Raw genomic sequence first — 16,941 nt, forward strand, 5'->3', positions numbered from 1 at the left:
CAACCATGATTCGCGCCCTCATTCTGGGCGGAACCGCCGATGCGAGCTTGCTCGCCGCGGAAATCGCACGCGCGCGCATCGACGCCGTGTATTCCTATGGCGGCCGCACCCGCGCGCCCGCCGATCAGCCGCTGCCGACCCGCATCGGTGGCTTCGGCGGCGTGAGCGGGCTTGCCGGCTATATTCGCAGCGAAGGCATCACGCATGTGATCGACGCGACGCACCCCTTCGCCGCCGAGATGAGCCGCCACGCGGTCGAGGCGTGCGCGAAAACGGGCACGCCGCTGATCGCGCTCGAGCGCGCGACCTGGACGAAGGCGCCCGGAGACAATTGGATCGAAGTCGCCGATGTCACCGCCGCGCTCGCTGCGCTGCCCGAGACGCCGGCAAAAATATTCCTCGCCATCGGCCGCCAGCACATCGCACCGTTCGCGACGAAGCCGCAGCACGCCTACACGCTCCGTTTCGTCGATCCGCCCGAGGCACCCCTGCCCTTCGCTGCCGACGTGATCGTGTCGCGTGGACCATTCACGCTTGACGGTGAGCTGGAAATGATGCGCACGCGCGGCATCGCGTGGATCGTCGCCCGCAATTCCGGCGGCGACGGCGCACGCGCCAAGATCGACGCGGCCCGCAAGCTCGGCCTGCCCGTGATCATGATAGCGCGACCGGAGCTGCCCGATCGCCAGCGGGTCGAGAGCGTGGCCGAGATCATGCAGTGGCTCGGTCATCGGACCTGCCTCGGGGCATAGACCCAGCGGCCGACGCGGCGCGTCTGCGAATTGCCGACGATCACCAACGTGCGCATGTCAGCCATCTCAGGCCGCGCGTCGTTCAGCGCGACGGTTTCGATCCGCTCGTCCGACGAGCTGATCGCGCGCGCGAAGATCACAAGGCGCTCGCCGCAGCCGGCGTCCTTCAACACCGCAAGCGCACGGCCAAAACCCTCCGGCCGGCTCGCAGAGCGGGGATTGTACATCGCAATCGAGAAGTCGGCTTCGGCGGCGAGCCGCAGACGCTTCTCGATCACTGCCCACGGCTTGAGATTGTCGGAGAGATTGATCGCGCAGAAATCATGGCCGAGCGGCGCGCCGGCGCGCGCGGCGGCCGCCAGCATCGCTGTGATGCCGGGCAAAACACGAATGGGAAGCTCGCGCCATTGCGGCGCCTGTTCGAGCGCCTCGAACACGGCCGACGCCATCGCGAAGACGCCGGGGTCGCCGGAGGAGACGACGACGACCTGGCCGCCTTCGGCCGCAAGTCGCAGGGCCTCGCTCGCGCGCTGCAGCTCTTCGCGATTGTCGGAGGGACGCAAGGTGAGCCCCGCCCGCGGTGGCACGCGCGCAACATAAGGCGCGTAGCCCAGAATGTCGGTCGCGGCGGCAAGGGCGTCGGAGACCTCGGGCGTCACCAGCGCATCGCTACCCGGCCCAAGGCCCGCGATGGTCAGCGTGCCCGTCATTCGGCGGCGTCCAGATGCCGGCCTTTGCCGTGCACGAGCACGATCGCAAAATAAGGACAGTCGGCGGCATCGATCTCGGCGAGCCGCACCACGCGCTCGCCGGGCATGGTGCCGCGCTCGACCAGCCAGGCATCGTCCAGCCGCCCGGCGGAGGCCAGCGCGCGGCGCACCTTTGCGAGATTGCGGCCGGTCTTCATGATGACCAGCGCATCGGAATCGCGCATGCGCCGTTCGAGCTCGTCTTCGGCGAGCGTGCCCATCAGCACCGTCGTCACGTCGTCACCAAGCGCGATCGGCTGTCCGACGCCGTTCCAGCAACCAACCATACCGGGAATCCCCGCGATCACCTCGATCTCGACACGGCCTTGCAGGCGCGTGTGCAGATGCATGAAGGAACCGTAGAAGTAAGGATCGCCCTCGCAGAGCACGACGACATCGACCGCGCGCGAAAGCCGCGCCAGCCGTTCCGCCCATTCGTCGTAGAAGCCGGCGAGCAGTTGCACATACTCCGGGCTATCGAAAGCGAGCTCCGTCGTAACAGGATATTCCATTGCGTATTCGGTGACGTCGGCGGCCAACATGCCTTCGACGATCCGCCGCGCCTGGCCGGGCCGGCCCTTCTTGCGGAAATAGGCGACGTGCTTCGCAGCCCGCACCGTCCGGTCGGCGCGCACGCTCATCAGATCAGGATCGCCGGGGCCGAGACCGCAGCAGATGATGCGTCCCATGGCTATTCGCTCCGGCTCGCCAGTGCATTCACGGCGGCGACCGTGATCGCGGATCCGCCGAGGCGGCCCTCGACGGTCAGCGCGGCGACCTTCGGATCGGCCATCAGCGCAGCCTTGGACTCGGCCGCGCCGACGAAGCCGACCGGGCAACCGATGATCGCCGCAGGGCGCGGGCAGCCCGGGTCCTCGAGCATGTTGAGGAGATGAAACAGCGCGGTTGGCGCGTTACCGATCGCAACGATTGCGCCGTCGAGATGCGGTCGCCACAACTCCAGCGCCGCAGCCGACCGCGTGTTGCGCATGGACTGCGCGAGCGCGGGAACGGCCTCGTCGCCGAGCGTGCAGATCACGGCATTGGCCGCCGGCAGTCTCGCGCGCGTAATTCCTTCGGAGACCATGCGCGCGTCGCACAGAATCGGCGCGCCTCTCTGCAAGGCCGCGCGCGCAGCAGTCGCCATGCCTGATGTGAAGCGGATATGCGCCTCGAGGCCCACCATGCCGGCGGCGTGGATCATCCGCACCACCACCTGCTCCTCATCCGGCGTAAAGCGGGCAAGATCGGCCTCGGCCCGGATGGTCGCGAAGGATTGTCGGTAGATCGCCGCGCCATCGGTCTCGTAAGTGTGCGGCATCAGTGTCCTCCGACCAGGATGGAGGGATCGCTGACGATGTCGGCACCGTTGAGGCCGCGCAGGACCGGCTCGTCGCGGGTCGAGCCGTCGCGGACGAGATCGAATCCGGCGCTGGTCGCAATCAGCGTCACCGCGGACGCGCCGGAACGCGCGCAGCCCTTGGCGCAGCCGGAGACGTGAAGGCGCGTATCGAGGCCGATGCGCGGCGCAAGCGCCGCAGCCAGCGCGCGGGTGTCGGCATGCGCCTCGCGGCAACGCGGGGCGCCGCTACAGGCGATCACGCGCAACGCCGGATCGTAAGGCTCGGTGATGAGGCCTGCCCCGCTCGGCATCTCACGCTTGCCCTCGCTCAGCACCATCCGCCATGGCGTCATGCGCAGCGCATGTCCGCAACCGGAAAATTGATGCAGCGTCGTGTGCAGCATCTGCCCGAACGCGACGCCGACCAGGGCGCCATGCGGATAATGCCCGGGTCGCGACGCGGCCATGACCGGAGCGGGCTCGGTTTCGCCGCTCAACGACTCCGGCAATACCGCGCCGGCCGCGATATGGGCTGCCATGCGCCCACGCCCGCCCGTCGCGCCGCCGGACGTGATGAACCAGTTCGCGAGCGCGAGCGCCGTGCTTACGGCCTCTCCGCGTCCGACCGAGCGGCCGAGCCTTGCACCATCGGCCCGCACCAGGAGCCGGCCGCCGCGATCGCGTTCGATGCGCACATCGGCGGAATCGCCGGCGAGTACGCGCGACTTTCCATCGTCGATGGCGAAGCCGAACTTTGTGGGAAGATCGAGCGCGCTGTCCGCGAGCGCTTCTTCAAGCTCCGCGGCGAGCGCCTGCGTCTCGTCACCGCTGTTCCAGAACGGCGTCACCAAAATGTTGCGCCGGGCTTCGATGTCGGTATCGGGGTCGAGCAGCCGCAGTAACGCGAGTCCATCGAGCAGCCGGCGATGGCCCTGTTCGCTGACCCCCCTGATCTGGAGGTTGGCGCGGCTCGTCACATCGATGAGGCCGTTGCCGTAGCGTTCGGCGAGTTCGGCAAGCCCGGCGACCTGTGCAGCTTCGAGCCGCCCGCCGAACGGGCGTATGCGAACCACGAGCCCGTCGCCCGATTGCATCGGGCGCAACGCGCCGGGACACCAGCCCTTGATCGCGGCCGCGCTCATGACGCCTCCTTCAGCGCAGCCGCGATCGAATTGCGGCGCGTTCGCCAGAGCGAGGCTTCGTGCAGGCGCGTGAAGCAGGTCTCCATCGCGGCGAGCGCCGCCGGATTCTCGCGGGCCATGAAGGTGCGGACGTCGGCGTCGCCGAGCGTCGCGTCATAATAGAGATCGAACAGGTGCGGCGGAACGGCGCCGGCCAGATGCGCGAAGGCGGCCATGTGCTCCAGCGTCGCGGTGATCTCGGCGGCGCCGCGAAAACCGTGCCGCATCATGCCGGCGATCCAGGCCGGATTGGCCGCGCGCGCGCGGACCACGCGCGAGATTTCCTCGGTCAGCGTCCGCGCGTGCGGCTGCTCGGGTCGCGTCGTGTCAAGATGATAGAGCGATGGTCCCGCCGCGCCGAGATGTGCGGCGGCCGCAGCGATACCGGCTTCATGCGCGGCGTAGTCGGCGGCGAGCAAAAGATCCGTTTCCGGCAAGTCCTGGACATGCACGAAAGCATCGGCGGATGCGAGCCGCGTCTCGATGCCGGCCCGATCCGGCTGCATCGCACCGTCCGCCGAGAACGCCCAGGACGATGCCGACAGCCAGGCCTCGCCGGCGGCATCACGCGTCTCGGGCGTGAAGGCATCCGGGATCGCGGACAGGCCGACGCCGTATTGCCCGGGACGCGGCGCGAACACACGCGAGGCGCGGTGGCGATAGGGGTTCTCGTCGCCCTCCTCCTCGCGGCTCGCGAGCGCCTCGGCGGCAGCCTCGAACAATTGCGCAAGGCCGGAGAAGACATCGCGAAACAGGCCCGACACGCGCAGCGTGACGTCGATGCGGGGGCGGCCGAGCTCGGCCGGCGCGATGATGTCGTAGCCGGTGACGCGGCCAGAGGCGTGATCCCAGCGCGGCGCAAGGCCGGCGAGATGCAGCGCCATGGCAAACTCCTCGCCGGCGGTCCGCATCGTCGCAGAGCCCCAGAGATCAACCACGAGGCCTTTCGGCCAGTCGCCGTGATCCTGCAGATGGCGCCGCAGCAGCTCTTCCGCGAGCTTGATGCCTTGCGCATGCGCCGACGGCGTCGGCACCGCGCGCGGATCGACGGCAAAGAGATTGCGCCCGGTCGGCAGCACGTCCTGGCGCCCGCGATACGGCGAGCCCGACGGCCCCGGCGCAACACGCTGCCCCGCCAGGGCGGAACGCAACGCATCGCGCTCCGCATCGGCGCAGGCGCCGCGGCCGAACACGTGCAACCCGTCGCCGAACTGGCTCTCCTTGAGATCGCAGACGAAGCGATCGATCCGCGGGATCGCTTCCGCCGCTGCAGCCGATGCATCCAGACCAAGATCGTCTTCGAGCCCTGCCGCACGCGCTTCGTCGCGGATCGCAGAAATCAGGCGCTGACGTCGGGCCGGGTCGAGACCATCGGCGGTCGAGTATTCGTCCAGGAGACGTTCGAGCCGGCGCAGGCCTTCCGGCACCGCGGATTGTTCCAGCGGCGGCGGCAGATGGCCGATGGTGACGGCCCCTAAGCGCCGCTTGGCCTGCGCGGCCTCGCCGGGATCATTGACGATGAAGGGATAGATGACAGGGAGATCGCCGATCAGCGCTTCGGGCCAGCACGCGGATGACAGCGCCACGGATTTTCCGGGCAGCCATTCCAGCGTGCCGTGCGCACCCATGTGCACCACGGCGTCACAACCCTGCTGCCGGAGCCAAAGATAGAACGCGACATAGGCGTGGCACGGCGTGCGGGCGAGATCGTGATAGTCGACATCGCGCGTGGCCGCGTCGCTGCGCTCCGGCTGAACCGCGATGATCGATTGGCCGCATCGGATCGCAGCGAAATGGAACGCGCCGTCGGGGCAGCTTGGATCGATCTCCGGCGCGCCCCAGGCTTGCGCGAGATCATCCTGCAAGACTTGCGGGAGACGCGAGAGCGCGGCGCGGTAATCGGCGACGCCCCAAGTCAAGTTCTGCTTGAGCAGCGTCTCGCCGAGCGCCTGAACCGGCGCGACATCGAAGCCGGCCTCCGTCAGATCGGACAACAGCGCCTCGACCGACGCCAGCGCATCGAGACCAACCGCATGCGCGATCTGATGCGGACGGCCCGGGTAGTTCGAGAGCACGAGCGCCACCCGCTTCCCGGCGGCTGGCGTCTCCGCGAGGCGCCGCCAGGCCGCGACCCGCGCGGCGACGGCCTTGACGCGCTCCTCATCCGGCCGGTGTGCCAAATGCGAAAATTGCAGATCGGGATCGCGCTCCGCGGCCGATTTGAAGCTCACGACGCCCGCGAACAGGCGGCCGTCGACCTCCGGCAGCACCACATGCATCGCGAGATCGCCGGGCGACAGGCCGCGCAGCGATTCCGCCCAGTCCTCGCGACGTGCCGATGAGAGCGCGACCTGGAAGACGGGACACGATGCCGCATCGAACGGTGTCGTGCCATCGTCGCCCATCGCCGAGAACGCCGTCGCGTTGACGATCGCGGCCGGAGGATTCGTCGCGAAATACGTCCGCAGCCAATCCGCGACACCCGCGCCCTTCAGCGAGGTGACGAACACGCCATATGCGTCAAAGCCGCGCTCGCGCAGCGCTGCGATCAGAGCATCGACCGGCCCGGTATCCGCGGCGGTGAGATAGGAACGATAGAAGGTGACGAGCGCGAGCGGCTTTCCCTCGCCTGCCATCGGCGCAGCAATGACGCCGCGCGCGGGATCGTAAAAGCCCATCTCAGGCACGTTCATCTCGCCGACGACCGGGCCTGCGTAGAGGCCCGAGGCCAGCGCGAGCTGCGCGATCGCGGCTTGGGCTGCAACGGGACCGCCGGTGTCGCAGAGCACCTTGAGCCGGCGCAGCGTCGAAACCGGAAGGGTCGAGTAGCCATCGAGCCGCGAATCGTCGCGGCCGTCGGCCGGCAGCACGGCCAGCACGATGTTGCGGTCCTTCGCGAGCTGCTGCAGGGCCGCGAGCCCGTACTGCCAATAGGATTCACCGCCGATCAGGCGCACCAGGATGCCGCGTGCCTGCGACAGCGTGCGCTCGATATAGGTGTCGACCGACAACGGATGACGCAGCTCTGCGAGATTGGCGAGCCGCAGCGACGGCAGGCTGTTGCGGCCGCGCAGCCAGCCGGCCGCGAACGCGGCAAGGTCGGAATCCGAATACGAGAGCACCACGAGATCGGCCGGGTCCTGGCCGATGTCCCTTGGCGTCGCGGTCTCCTCGAGACCGCGGCTCTCGCGGAAGACGACGTGCATCAGATACCAGATCCCAAGAGACCAAGTCCTGCCTTGATCGCGGCCTCGTCGATATCGCCGTGCTCGCCGATCACGACGAGCTTTGACTGCCTGTGACCTGCGCCCCAGGGCTTGTCGAACTGGTGGCGCACGCGTTCGCCGACCGCTTGCAGCAACAGGCGCATCGGCTTGCCCGCAACCGCGATATAGCCCTTGACGCGCAGCACGTTCTGCTCGCGCGAAAGACGCTGCACCGACGCGACCAGTGCGTCGATGTCGCTGACCTCCGGAAGATCGATCACGACGGAGGCGAAATCGTCGTGCTCGTGATCCTCCTCGCCGTCGTGATGCGAGGGGCGCGCGGCGAGATCGTTCTCTGCGGCAGCGCCGAGGCCGAGGATGACACGCGCATCGATCGCGCCATCGGTGACGGATAGCATCGGCACCCGGCGCGGCATCTCGGCGGTGATGGCGGCCTTGGCGGCTTCGATCCCTGCCGCGCCCGCAAGATCGGCCTTGGTCAGCAGCACGATGTCGGCGCAGGCGATCTGGTCCTCGAACACTTCCGACAGCGGCGTCTCGTGATCGAGATTTTCATCCGCGGCGCGCTGCGCCTCCACCGCAGCCGGGTCCGGCGCAAAACGGCCGGCGGCAACAGCCTCGGCATCGGCCAGCGCGATCACGCCGTCGACCGTGATGCGCGAACGGATCTCCGGCCAGTCGAACGCCTTCAGGAGTGGCTTCGGCAACGCAAGCCCCGAGGTCTCGATCAGGATGTGATCGGGCCGCACCGGCCGCGCCAGGAGCTTTTCCATGGTTGGAATGAAATCGTCCGCAACGGTGCAGCAGATGCAGCCATTGGCGAGCTCGACGATGTTCTCCTCCGGGCAATTCGCATCGGCGCAGGATTTCAGGATCTCGCCGTCGACACCTTCGCTGCCGAACTCGTTGACGAGCACGGCGAGCTTCTTGCCGTCAGGGTTTGCGAGCAGATGCTGGATCAGCGTGGTCTTGCCGGAGCCGAGAAAACCCGTGACCACCGTCACAGGGACTTTTGCGAGCGAGTTCATTCGGCGGCCTCCGGCAACACGGCAATGGGGGGAATGCGGGCAAGCGACTGCTTGCGGAAGATTTCGGGACGGCTGCGCCAGGGCACGAGGCCATCGGGCGCGGCGGCATAGGCCGCAGCACCCGCGACCACGTCGCTCGCATGGGCCTCTGACAGACGGCCATAGACATAGGACCAGCGGCCGGGCGCGCTGAGCGCAACCGAGCAGCCCTGGCTGCATGCCGACAGGCATTCGACGGGAACCACATTGACGCCCTCGGGCACGCCGGCGTCGAGGATCGCACCATGCAGGCGCTTGCCGGGCGTCGTCTCACCCTCGTCGAGCGTCTGGCCGGCACGGCAGGTAATACAGACGTGAAGTGTGACGGTCATCGCCTCTTCCAGGATAAACAGCGGGAGGCGAAGAGGCACACGGACCATTCCCCCGAAGGTCCGTTTCCCCGTCGCGGAACACCCCGTCCGCCGGTCCAAAACTCGTCCGCGCTGGCAGGTCTCCCGGCTTGCGGAGCAGGGCTTTTGGCCCTTCGATCCCCGCCTTCCCGATCCCCTGGGGGATCAGTGGCTTCGGGCATCTCTCCGGTCACGGTCGCGGGGGCGGCTGCAGTTTGGACCCGAATCTTGTCGATTCGGACCCTATCGCATTCCCTCTTCGCCTGTCATAGGACAGGAACCAACGCCGGGCCACCATTTGCCCCCGGCCGCCTCTTGTCAAGCCGAAGGACCAGGTCCGATGACGCCTGAACCGGATACCCAAACGGCCGAGGAAACCGACGCCCGCCACGCCGCGAAAATGGCGAAAATCAAGGTCGCCCGCGACAAGATCATGGCGACCAAGAGCGGCGAGAAGGGCCTCATCATCGTCCACACCGGCGCCGGCAAGGGCAAGTCCTCCTCCGCCTTCGGCATGATCGTCCGCTGTGTCGCCCATGGCTTCCCCTGCGCGGTCGTGCAGTTCATCAAGGGCGCCTGGGACACCGGCGAGCGGCGCCTGCTCACCGGCCATTTCGGCGAGCTCTGCCAGTTCCATGCGATGGGCGAAGGTTTCACCTGGGAGACGCAGGACCGCGCCCGCGACATCGCCGCAGCGCAGGCCGGCTGGGCGAAGGCCAAGGAGCTGATATCAGATTCCAATCTGCGCATGGTCGTGCTCGACGAGATCAACATCGCGCTGCGCTACGACTATCTCGACATCGCCGAGGTCGTCGAGTTCCTGAAAACGCAGAAGCCGCCGATGACGCATGTCGTGCTCACCGGGCGCAACGCCAAGGACGAGCTGATCGAGATCGCCGATCTCGTCACCGAGATGACGCTGGTCAAGCACCCCTTCCGCTCCGGCATCAAGGCCCAGGCCGGCGTCGAGTTCTGAATTCGATGGCGCGCGCATTGATGATCCAGGGGGCCGGCTCGGACGTGGGCAAATCGCTCATCGTCGCCGGCCTCGCCCGCGCCTTCACGCGGCGCGGCCTGCGCGTGCTGCCCTTCAAGCCGCAGAACATGTCGAACAACGCGGCCGTCACTGTCGACGGCGGCGAGATCGGTCGCGCGCAGGCGCTTCAGGCGCTGGCCGCCGGCGTCGAGCCGCACACCGACATGAACCCGGTGCTGCTGAAGCCGGAGACCGACGTCGGCGCACAAATCATCGTCCAGGGAAAGCGCATCGCGACCGCGCGGGCGCGTGAATATGGGGCGATGAAGCCCTCGCTGATGGGCGCGGTGCTGGAGAGTTTCGAGCGGCTGAAGGCACGCTCTGATCTGGTGCTGGTGGAAGGCGCCGGCAGCCCGGCCGAAGTGAACCTGCGCAAGGCCGACATCGCCAATATGGGCTTTGCGCGCAAGGCCGACGTGCCGGTCGTGCTGGTCGGCGACATCGACCGTGGCGGCGTCATCGCCCAGCTCGTCGGCATCAAGACGGTGATCGACCCCGACGATGCCGCGATGATCGAGGGTTTTGTCATCAACAAGTTCCGCGGCGACCCCTCGCTGTTCGATGACGGCTACAAGCTGATCGAGCAGAAGACCGCGTGGCGCGGCCTTGGCGTGCTGCCCTGGTTCGCGCGCGCCGGCGAGCTGCCGGCCGAGGACGCGCTGGGCCTGAGCGATGCGCGCAAGCCGGGCCAGTGCAAGATCGCCTGCCTCGCGCTGTCGCGGATCGCCAATTTCGATGATCTCGATCCGCTGAAGCTCGAGCCTGGCGTCGATCTCGTGATGGTGCGCCCCGGCGAAGCCATCCCCGGCGATATCAGCCTCGTCATCATCCCCGGCTCCAAATCCACCCGCGGCGATCTCGCCTTCCTGCGCGCGCAGGGCTGGGACATCGATCTCCTGGCGCATCACCGCCGCGGCGGCCATGTGCTTGGCCTCTGCGGCGGCTATCAGATGCTCGGGCGCAGCGTGGCCGACCCTGACGGCATCGAAGGCCCTGCCGGCGACACGCCGGGTCTCGGACTTCTGGATGTTGAGACAATGATGAGCCCGCAGAAGACGCTGACGCGCGTCGCGGCCGTGCACGCCGCCACGGACCAGCCGATCGAGGCCTACGAGATCCACATTGGCCGCACCGACGGGCCGGATCGCGCGCGCCCGTTTGCGAAGCTGAACGGCGGGCCCGAAGGCGCGATCTCGCGCGATGGCCGCGTGCAGGGCAGCTATCTGCACGGCCTGTTCACGTCGGACGATTTCCGCAAGGCGTATCTCGCAAAGCTCGATATTCCCGCCGGCGACGAGCCTTATCATGCCAGGGTCGAGAGCGCGCTCGATGCCCTCGCGGATCATATCGAACAGCATCTCGACGTCGAAGGCCTGCTCGCGCTAGCGCGCTAGCGCCTCGGCAAGGCGCGTCCATTCGGCTTCGCTGCCGGGAAGCCCGAGGCGCAGCCATGCCGGCTCTTTCGCGAACACACGCGACCAGATCTGGCTACGCGCCAGTTTCTCCTGCACAGCAAGCGCATCAGGCGTCTCGTAGAGACGAAACAGCGGCGCTCCACCGACGAGCCGCCGGCCTTGCGACTGTACGATGTCGTCGAGGCGGGCACAGTCGCGCGCAAGCCGCGCGGAGGTGGCCTCGGCCCAGGCGTCGTCACGCAAGGCGCGGCAGCCGATCGCGATCGCCGCGCCCGAGACCGGCCATGGACCTGACGCCGCCGCGAGCTTCGCGATATCGGTCGCATGGCCTAGCGCAAACCCAAGCCGCAGGCCGGCAAGACCATAAAACTTTCCGAACGAGCGCAGGACCAGCAGTCCAGGCTGATCCGCTCCGGCTGCGAGCGACAGCTGCGGGGCAGCATCAGCAAAACTCTCGTCGATGACGAGACGGCCGACGCGCGGCAGCAGCCCCAGCAAATCCTTTGGCGCAAAGCGCCGGCCATCGGGATTGTTGGGATTGACAACGATTGCGAGGTTCGCGCCCGCCAGCGCGTCGAGCTCGCCGACCTCCTGGACATCCCAACCCGCAATCGACAAGACCCCGGCATATTCGTTGTAGGTCGGCGCGAGGATGCGCGCGCGGCCGGCTGGCGCGAGTTGCGGAAGCAATTGAATGGCGGCCTGGGCCCCGCCCATCGCGACAACTGGTGCACTCGTGCGGTAGGCATGCTGTGCCGCCTGATGCAGCGCCTCGATCTCGGCGCGCGACGGCAGCGCGCTCCACGCACGCGCGCTCACCTCACCTACCGGATAAGGCAGCCGGTTGATCCCGGTCGACAGATCGATCCAGTCCTCCGCGCGCCCGCCGAAACGCTGCTGGGCCAGATCGAGATTTCCACCGTGCTCGCGCATGCCCCGTTCTTTCACGCGAAGGCCAGGATCGCAAGGATTCCGGCGAGCAGCAGCATGGCGCGGCGGTAGATGGTCAATCCCTGGCTGATGTCCGCGGCAAGCGGATCGCGCGCGCCCTCGTTGAGCCAGGGCTCATCGGTCGCGCTGCCGTGATAGATGCGGGGGCCGCTGAGCCGCACGCCAAGCGCGCCCGCCATCGCCGCCTCCGGCCAGCCGGCGTTGGGCGAGCGATGACGGCGGGCATCGCGCGTCATGCAGGACAGCGCCTTCGAACGCCGCGATGCCAGCAGCACGAACAGAAAGCCGGTCAGGCGCGCCGGGATGAAGTTGGCGACATCGTCGATGCGCGCGGCGGCCCAGCCAAAAGCTTCGTGGCGTTCGTTGCGATGACCGATCATGGAGTCCAGCGTATTGATCGCCTTGTAGCCCAAAATGCCGGGCAGTCCGAACAGCGCGCCCCAGAACACCGGCGCCACGATGCCGTCGGAGGCGTTCTCGGCGAGGCTCTCGATCGCCGCGCGCGCGATGCCGGCTTCGTCGAGCGTCGCGGGATCGCGCCCGACGATGCGCGCCACCGCTGCGCGCGCAGCGGCGATGTCGCCCGCATCTAAGGGTGTCGCAACGGCGGCAACATGGTCATGCAGCGAGCGCAGCGCGACCAGCGGCCAGGCTAGGACGCCGACCAATACAATCTGCACCCAGCCCCAGGGAAGCAACGACGGGAGCAACGACTGAAGCATCCAGCCGAGCGCAACCGAAAGCGCGATGACGACGAGCGCTCCGGCAGCGCCCGCAGCACGGCGAAATGCCGGCGGATCGGAATCGCGATTCCAGGCGGTGTCGATGGCAGAGATCAGCCGGCCGAGCCAGGTCACGGGATGGCCGATCCGCGCGAACAGCCACGACGGCCAGCCCAAGAGGGCATCCACCGCCATCGCCACCACCATCGCGCCCGCAAAGCCCACACCTGCCTCCTGTCCCGCCCCTGTTGCGCAAAGCGAAGGCGGAGCGCAAGCCCCTGCCCGCCTGATTTCGGCTTTGTCTTTGGCCGCGTTTGGTGATTAGTCAGGCCCACAGGAGACTTTGATGGCCGTCATCTTGATCACGGGCGGGGCGCGATCGGGCAAGAGCAGGCGCGCGGAAACGCGCGTCCGCGCGTTCCCCGGACAGCCTGTCTATGTCGCGACGGCCGAGGCGCTCGATGCGGAAATGGAGCAGCGCATCGCCGGCCACCGCGCGCGGCGCGGAACCGACTGGATCGAACGCGAGGTGCCGCTCGATCTCGTGCCCGCGCTGATCGCAAGCGATGGCGGTGGCCCGAGGCTGGTGGACTGCCTGACGCTATGGCTCTCCAACCTGATGCACGCCGGGCGCGACTGGGAACGCGAGGTAACAGAGCTCGCCAACGCCCTACCCCGCTTGAAAAGCCCCGTCATTTTCGTCACCAACGAAGTCGGCCTCGGCATCGTGCCCGACAACGCACTGGCGCGCAGCTATCGCGACGCCGCCGGGATCATGAACCAGATCATCGCGGCGGTTGCCGACGAGGTCGAGTTCGTCGTCGCCGGCCTGCCGATGAAACTGAAATGATACCGCGCGCCGAACTCTTGCGAGACGTCGTTGCCGATCTCAGGATGGCGGCATCGTTCGTGACGATCCTCCCCGTCGCATCGTCGAAGCCCGCAGGCGAAGGCGCCATCGCGCGCGCAACCTGGGCAATCCCCGTCGCGGGACTGATGGTCGGCCTCGCGGGCGCCTTGGTCTACAAGATTTCCAGCCGGTTCGGACTGACACCGAACCTCGCCGCCCTGCTCACGCTGGCCACGACCGCACTCATCACCGGCGCGCTGCATGAGGATGGCCTTGCCGATACCGCCGACGGGCTCGGCGGCGGCCGGACGCGCGAGCGCAAGCTCGAGATCATGCGCGACAGCCGGATCGGCACCTATGGCGTCTGCGCGCTGATCCTGTCGTTCGGTCTGCGCTGGAGCGCGCTCGCAGCGATCGCCAATCCCTGGGCCGTCGCGCTCGCGCTGTGCGCCGCGCACACGGCTGCCCGCGCGGGCGTGCCGGCTTTCATGTCGCTGGTCCCGCCGGCGCGGCCTGATGGACTGTCGGCAAGCGCGGGATCGCCGCCGGGCCGCAGCGTCGCCGTCGCCTTCGCCGTTGGAACGCTCGCCCTCGCACTCGCGCTCGGGCCGGGCAAGGCGCTGGTCAGCCTGATCCTGCTGTCCCTCGCCGGCTTGATGCTGGCGCGGCTTGCCATCCGCCAGATCGGCGGGCAGACCGGCGACATCCTCGGTGCATTCGAGCAGACCGGCGAGATCCTCATTCTGCTGGTGGCGGCATCCTTCCGGGTGGGAGGCTGATCTCATGGTCGAGTTCGACGACACCTTCCGTCAGCACTTGCGCGAGTTGTTCGTGTGGCGCCGCGACGTCCGCCGCTTCCGCGCCGATCCGCTGCCGGCCGGCGCCATCGATCGCCTGATCGAGACCGCCTGTCTCTCGCCCTCCGTCGGCCTCAGCCAGCCCTGGCGCTTCGTTGTCGTTGAAGATGCCGCACGACGACGCGCCGTGATCGACGACTTCAGGGCATGCAACGCCGATGCGCTGAACTGCTACTCCGGTGAGCGCGCCGCGCGCTACGCGACACTAAAGCTGTCCGGTCTCGAACAGGCGCCCGGCCACCTCGCCGTGTTCGCGGACAAGGCGAGCGACATCGGCCACGGCCTCGGCCGCGCGACCATGCCGGAGACGACGGAATATTCCGTGGTCGCCGCGATCACCGCGATGTGGCTCGCCGCGCGCGCCGACGGCATCGGCCTCGGCTGGGTGTCGATCCTGAACCCTGCGCGCATTCACGCCATTCTCGACGTGCCTGAGACCTGGAAGTTCATCGCCTATCTCTGCATCGGCTATCCCGAGACCGAGTGCGACCAGCCTGAGCTTGAGCAGGCGAAGTGGGAACACCGGCGCGGCGCGGAGGAGTTTACGTTGCGGCGCTAGTCAGGCTGCGCCTTAAGCTTGCCAGTCAGACGCCAGCGGTTGATCTATCCTCCGTCATTGCGAGCGTAGCGAAGCAATCCAGACTCGTTCCGCAGAAAGATTCTGGATTGCTTCGTCGCAAGGGCTCCTCGCAATGACGGTGGCGAGAGAGTTGCGCTCGCAATGACGACGGAGAGAGAGGCGGCTGGTCGCTACGACCTGCTCCTGCCGGCCGCGGCCGCCACGGGCGCCGCACTTTCCGGCTTCTGGAACATCAACAACGGCCGGAAAATGACGCGGCCATAGGCCTCGTAATGGTTCTGGGTCGAGACGGCCATCTTCAACGGCGTCGCGTAATTTGCCTCGAAGGTCATGAACGACGCGTAGGTCCATGAGAAACCGACGCCGACCGAACCCAGCTCGGTGATCCCCGGGAATGTCGAATAGACCGCACCCCAGTCGGTGAAGATGTAAGTGTCAAAGCCCTTCAGCCATTGCGACCAATTGTAGTGCAGCTCGGCGTTGAAATAATAGCCGCTGTCGCCGGACGCTGAGTTGGAGGGATAGCCGCGTACGGTGGTGGGACCGCCGATCGAGAAGACCTGGTCGCCCGGCAGCAGCTTTTCCTGCGTGTATTGCCAGCTCGCCAGCACGTTGGCGCTGAAATTCGCAGGCCCCGCGGCGCTGGTTGCGATCAGCGAACCGGTATAGGTGTTGAACGTGCGGTTGTTGCTGAGGACGTGGTCTTGCCACTCGATGTAGTTCACCGCCGGTGAGACCGTGATCGAATAGGCGTTGCCAGACTTCGTCACGGAGAGCCCGGCAGTGGCCTTGTCGTAATGGTCGTTGGTCACGTCGACCGTGGCGAAGCGGCTCACCGTCTTGCCCTCGGTCTCGGCGGCGTTGAACAGCACCAGCCAGTCCTGCGTCACCCAGAGCGGCTGGCTGAAATTGACCGCGGCCTGGCTCGAGCGTCCGGTGACGTCGAGCGCGACGAACGGCCCCTGGATGATCTTGATCTTGCCCTCTGTGTAGCTGACGCCGACGCGGCCGCCCCAGGGATTGACCGGAATATTGTAGGCGACGTTGCCGTTGAGATTGCCGTCGGCGCGGACGCCGTAGAAGGTCAGGCGGTCGTCGACGCCGAACAGGCCGTGGCGCTTGTAGAAGGCGCCGCCCTCCCACCGCCCGGTGTTCTCGACGCCCTGGTTGTCGGTGAAGAGCTGCAGGGTGTCGATCGGCGGCTCGATCACCGCAAACTGGAGATCGGTCAGGCCGAAGCTCGTGCCGGGCTGCAGCAGCGCCTTGATCTGCACGTCGTTGGTCCGGTTGAACCAGATCACGTCGCGATTGAGTTTTGGAACGTCGAGGACCTCACCTTCGGGCTCCTTCACGCGCTGAAGGATGTAATCGGTGCGGGTCTGCTTGTTGCCCTCGATGGTCGTCTTCTGGAGCCGGCCCTCGGTCAGCTTGATCTTGACCACGCCGCCTTTGGCATCCTGATCCGGCAGCGTCGCGATGCCCGTGACGATGCCGCGCTCGGTGTAGATGGCGTTGATGTCGGCGACGAGTTGCAGCAGCGCGGCGATGTCGACGTTCTTGCCGACATATTTCTTCGCGATCTCGTCGAGCTCCGCCGGTGTGATGAACTTGGAGGAGTTGAACTCGACCTTGCGCAGGCGGAATTTCGGCCCGCCCGGCTTCAGGAGCTGGGACTTTTCCCGCTCACCGCCGATCACCGCGGGACCGGTGACCTTCGGGGGCGCGCTCTGCTGTTCTAGCTGCCGGCGCTGCCGGTCGATGTCGTTCTGGATCACGCCGGGATTGATCGACTGGGCGCGAGCGGAGGCGATGCAGCAAGCTGCAAGCCCTACCCCCAATGCTGCCCCCCAAATCCGCATCCG

Annotated in this window: 16 protein-coding genes and 1 riboswitch; of the genes, 6 read left to right on the top strand and 10 right to left on the bottom strand. The window is 67.2% G+C overall.

Translation table 11 applies throughout. The features are described from left to right. The first annotated feature begins 5 nt into the window (after nucleotides 1-5). The gene (locus AC5ZFO_RS01155) at nucleotides 6-752 is read left to right on the top strand and encodes a cobalt-precorrin-6A reductase (RefSeq protein ID WP_282518608.1); all 747 of its coding nucleotides are present in this window, start codon (nucleotides 6-8) and stop codon (nucleotides 750-752) included. Here AC5ZFO_RS01155 and cobJ read toward each other — a convergent pair. Genes cobJ through AC5ZFO_RS01190 form a run of 7 tightly spaced genes read right to left on the bottom strand, consistent with a single transcriptional unit; the run spans nucleotide 728 to nucleotide 8,650 of the window. Next, nucleotides 728-1,462, bottom strand: a complete 735-nt coding sequence (gene cobJ / locus AC5ZFO_RS01160; RefSeq protein WP_496121095.1) for a precorrin-3B C(17)-methyltransferase — start codon at nucleotides 1,460-1,462, stop codon at nucleotides 728-730. The genes AC5ZFO_RS01155 and cobJ overlap by 25 nt on opposite strands. Further along, nucleotides 1,459-2,190 (bottom strand): precorrin-2 C(20)-methyltransferase, encoded by a 732-nt coding sequence (locus tag AC5ZFO_RS01165; protein ID WP_282518610.1) that lies wholly within the window; start codon nucleotides 2,188-2,190, stop codon nucleotides 1,459-1,461. Before AC5ZFO_RS01165 ends, cobJ begins: the two co-directional genes overlap by 4 nt. 2 nt (nucleotides 2,191-2,192) lie before the next feature. Continuing rightward, a complete protein-coding gene (locus AC5ZFO_RS01170) occupies nucleotides 2,193-2,822 on the bottom strand; it encodes a precorrin-8X methylmutase (protein ID WP_282518611.1) in 630 nt (209 codons plus the stop codon). Next, complete coding sequence (gene cobG / locus AC5ZFO_RS01175; RefSeq protein WP_282518612.1) at nucleotides 2,822-3,985, bottom strand: precorrin-3B synthase; 1,164 nt, start codon at nucleotides 3,983-3,985, stop codon at nucleotides 2,822-2,824. Before cobG ends, AC5ZFO_RS01170 begins: the two co-directional genes overlap by 1 nt. After that, entirely contained in the window at nucleotides 3,982-7,230 is a 3,249-nt protein-coding gene (cobN, locus tag AC5ZFO_RS01180; protein ID WP_282518613.1) for a cobaltochelatase subunit CobN, read from the bottom strand. The genes cobG and cobN overlap by 4 nt, the downstream gene beginning before the upstream one ends. Next, on the bottom strand, nucleotides 7,230-8,279 hold the full coding sequence (cobW, locus tag AC5ZFO_RS01185; protein ID WP_496121099.1) for a cobalamin biosynthesis protein CobW: 1,050 nt from the start codon (nucleotides 8,277-8,279) through the stop codon (nucleotides 7,230-7,232). The genes cobN and cobW overlap by 1 nt, the downstream gene beginning before the upstream one ends. Beyond that, nucleotides 8,276-8,650 carry a DUF1636 family protein gene (locus AC5ZFO_RS01190; RefSeq protein WP_028148471.1) on the bottom strand — a complete coding sequence of 125 codons (375 nt, stop codon included), beginning with the start codon at nucleotides 8,648-8,650 and terminating at the stop codon, nucleotides 8,276-8,278. Before AC5ZFO_RS01190 ends, cobW begins: the two co-directional genes overlap by 4 nt. 96 nt (nucleotides 8,651-8,746) lie before the next feature. Beyond that, nucleotides 8,747-8,968: riboswitch (cobalamin riboswitch) on the bottom strand. Nucleotides 8,969-9,008: 40 nt separating this feature from the next. Between AC5ZFO_RS01190 and cobO the strand changes: the two genes are divergently transcribed. Next, complete coding sequence (gene cobO / locus AC5ZFO_RS01195) at nucleotides 9,009-9,644, top strand: cob(I)yrinic acid a,c-diamide adenosyltransferase (RefSeq protein WP_282518615.1); 636 nt, start codon at nucleotides 9,009-9,011, stop codon at nucleotides 9,642-9,644. Nucleotides 9,645-9,649: 5 nt separating this feature from the next. Continuing rightward, nucleotides 9,650-11,098, top strand: a complete 1,449-nt coding sequence (locus AC5ZFO_RS01200) for a cobyric acid synthase (RefSeq protein ID WP_282518616.1) — start codon at nucleotides 9,650-9,652, stop codon at nucleotides 11,096-11,098. On the opposite strand, the gene cobD is transcribed toward AC5ZFO_RS01200, so the two are convergent. Both cobD and cbiB read right to left on the bottom strand, forming a co-directional pair. Further along, nucleotides 11,087-12,052 (bottom strand): threonine-phosphate decarboxylase CobD, encoded by a 966-nt coding sequence (gene cobD / locus AC5ZFO_RS01205; RefSeq protein ID WP_496121103.1) that lies wholly within the window; start codon nucleotides 12,050-12,052, stop codon nucleotides 11,087-11,089. The genes AC5ZFO_RS01200 and cobD overlap by 12 nt on opposite strands. A gap of 11 nt (nucleotides 12,053-12,063) precedes the next feature. Then, nucleotides 12,064-13,017, bottom strand: coding sequence for an adenosylcobinamide-phosphate synthase CbiB (gene cbiB / locus AC5ZFO_RS01210; protein ID WP_282518618.1), 954 nt, complete (start codon nucleotides 13,015-13,017; stop codon nucleotides 12,064-12,066). 121 nt (nucleotides 13,018-13,138) lie between these two features. On the opposite strand from cbiB, the gene cobU reads away from it, so the two are divergent. Genes cobU through bluB form a run of 3 tightly spaced genes read left to right on the top strand, consistent with a single transcriptional unit; the run spans nucleotide 13,139 to nucleotide 15,058 of the window. Continuing rightward, nucleotides 13,139-13,642, top strand: coding sequence for a bifunctional adenosylcobinamide kinase/adenosylcobinamide-phosphate guanylyltransferase (gene cobU, locus AC5ZFO_RS01215; protein ID WP_282518619.1), 504 nt, complete (start codon nucleotides 13,139-13,141; stop codon nucleotides 13,640-13,642). After that, nucleotides 13,639-14,421, top strand: coding sequence for an adenosylcobinamide-GDP ribazoletransferase (cobS, locus tag AC5ZFO_RS01220; protein WP_282518620.1), 783 nt, complete (start codon nucleotides 13,639-13,641; stop codon nucleotides 14,419-14,421). Before cobU ends, cobS begins: the two co-directional genes overlap by 4 nt. Nucleotides 14,422-14,425: 4 nt before the next feature. Next, a complete protein-coding gene (gene bluB / locus AC5ZFO_RS01225; protein ID WP_282518622.1) occupies nucleotides 14,426-15,058 on the top strand; it encodes a 5,6-dimethylbenzimidazole synthase in 633 nt (210 codons plus the stop codon). Between the two features lie 191 nt (nucleotides 15,059-15,249). Here bluB and AC5ZFO_RS01230 read toward each other — a convergent pair whose 3' ends face one another. Next, nucleotides 15,250-16,938: a ShlB/FhaC/HecB family hemolysin secretion/activation protein gene (locus AC5ZFO_RS01230; protein WP_282518623.1), complete on the bottom strand. Its 1,689-nt coding sequence runs from the start codon at nucleotides 16,936-16,938 to the stop codon at nucleotides 15,250-15,252. Between the last annotated feature and the right edge of the window lie 3 nt (nucleotides 16,939-16,941).

Source organism: Bradyrhizobium sp. Unk1 (assembly GCF_059512345.1).

Coding starts and splice junctions, on each gene's coding strand:
- AC5ZFO_RS01155 (WP_282518608.1), top strand. CDS start 6: ATGATTCGCGCCCTCATTCTGGGCGGAACCGCCGATGCGAGCTTGCTC.
- cobJ (WP_496121095.1), bottom strand. CDS start 1,462: ATGACGGGCACGCTGACCATCGCGGGCCTTGGGCCGGGTAGCGATGCG.
- AC5ZFO_RS01165 (WP_282518610.1), bottom strand. CDS start 2,190: ATGGGACGCATCATCTGCTGCGGTCTCGGCCCCGGCGATCCTGATCTG.
- AC5ZFO_RS01170 (WP_282518611.1), bottom strand. CDS start 2,822: ATGCCGCACACTTACGAGACCGATGGCGCGGCGATCTACCGACAATCC.
- cobG (WP_282518612.1), bottom strand. CDS start 3,985: ATGAGCGCGGCCGCGATCAAGGGCTGGTGTCCCGGCGCGTTGCGCCCG.
- cobN (WP_282518613.1), bottom strand. CDS start 7,230: ATGCACGTCGTCTTCCGCGAGAGCCGCGGTCTCGAGGAGACCGCGACG.
- cobW (WP_496121099.1), bottom strand. CDS start 8,279: ATGAACTCGCTCGCAAAAGTCCCTGTGACGGTGGTCACGGGTTTTCTC.
- AC5ZFO_RS01190 (WP_028148471.1), bottom strand. CDS start 8,650: ATGACCGTCACACTTCACGTCTGTATTACCTGCCGTGCCGGCCAGACG.
- cobO (WP_282518615.1), top strand. CDS start 9,009: ATGACGCCTGAACCGGATACCCAAACGGCCGAGGAAACCGACGCCCGC.
- AC5ZFO_RS01200 (WP_282518616.1), top strand. CDS start 9,650: ATGGCGCGCGCATTGATGATCCAGGGGGCCGGCTCGGACGTGGGCAAA.
- cobD (WP_496121103.1), bottom strand. CDS start 12,052: ATGCGCGAGCACGGTGGAAATCTCGATCTGGCCCAGCAGCGTTTCGGC.
- cobU (WP_282518619.1), top strand. CDS start 13,139: ATGGCCGTCATCTTGATCACGGGCGGGGCGCGATCGGGCAAGAGCAGG.
- cobS (WP_282518620.1), top strand. CDS start 13,639: ATGATACCGCGCGCCGAACTCTTGCGAGACGTCGTTGCCGATCTCAGG.
- bluB (WP_282518622.1), top strand. CDS start 14,426: ATGGTCGAGTTCGACGACACCTTCCGTCAGCACTTGCGCGAGTTGTTC.
- AC5ZFO_RS01230 (WP_282518623.1), bottom strand. CDS start 16,938: ATGCGGATTTGGGGGGCAGCATTGGGGGTAGGGCTTGCAGCTTGCTGC.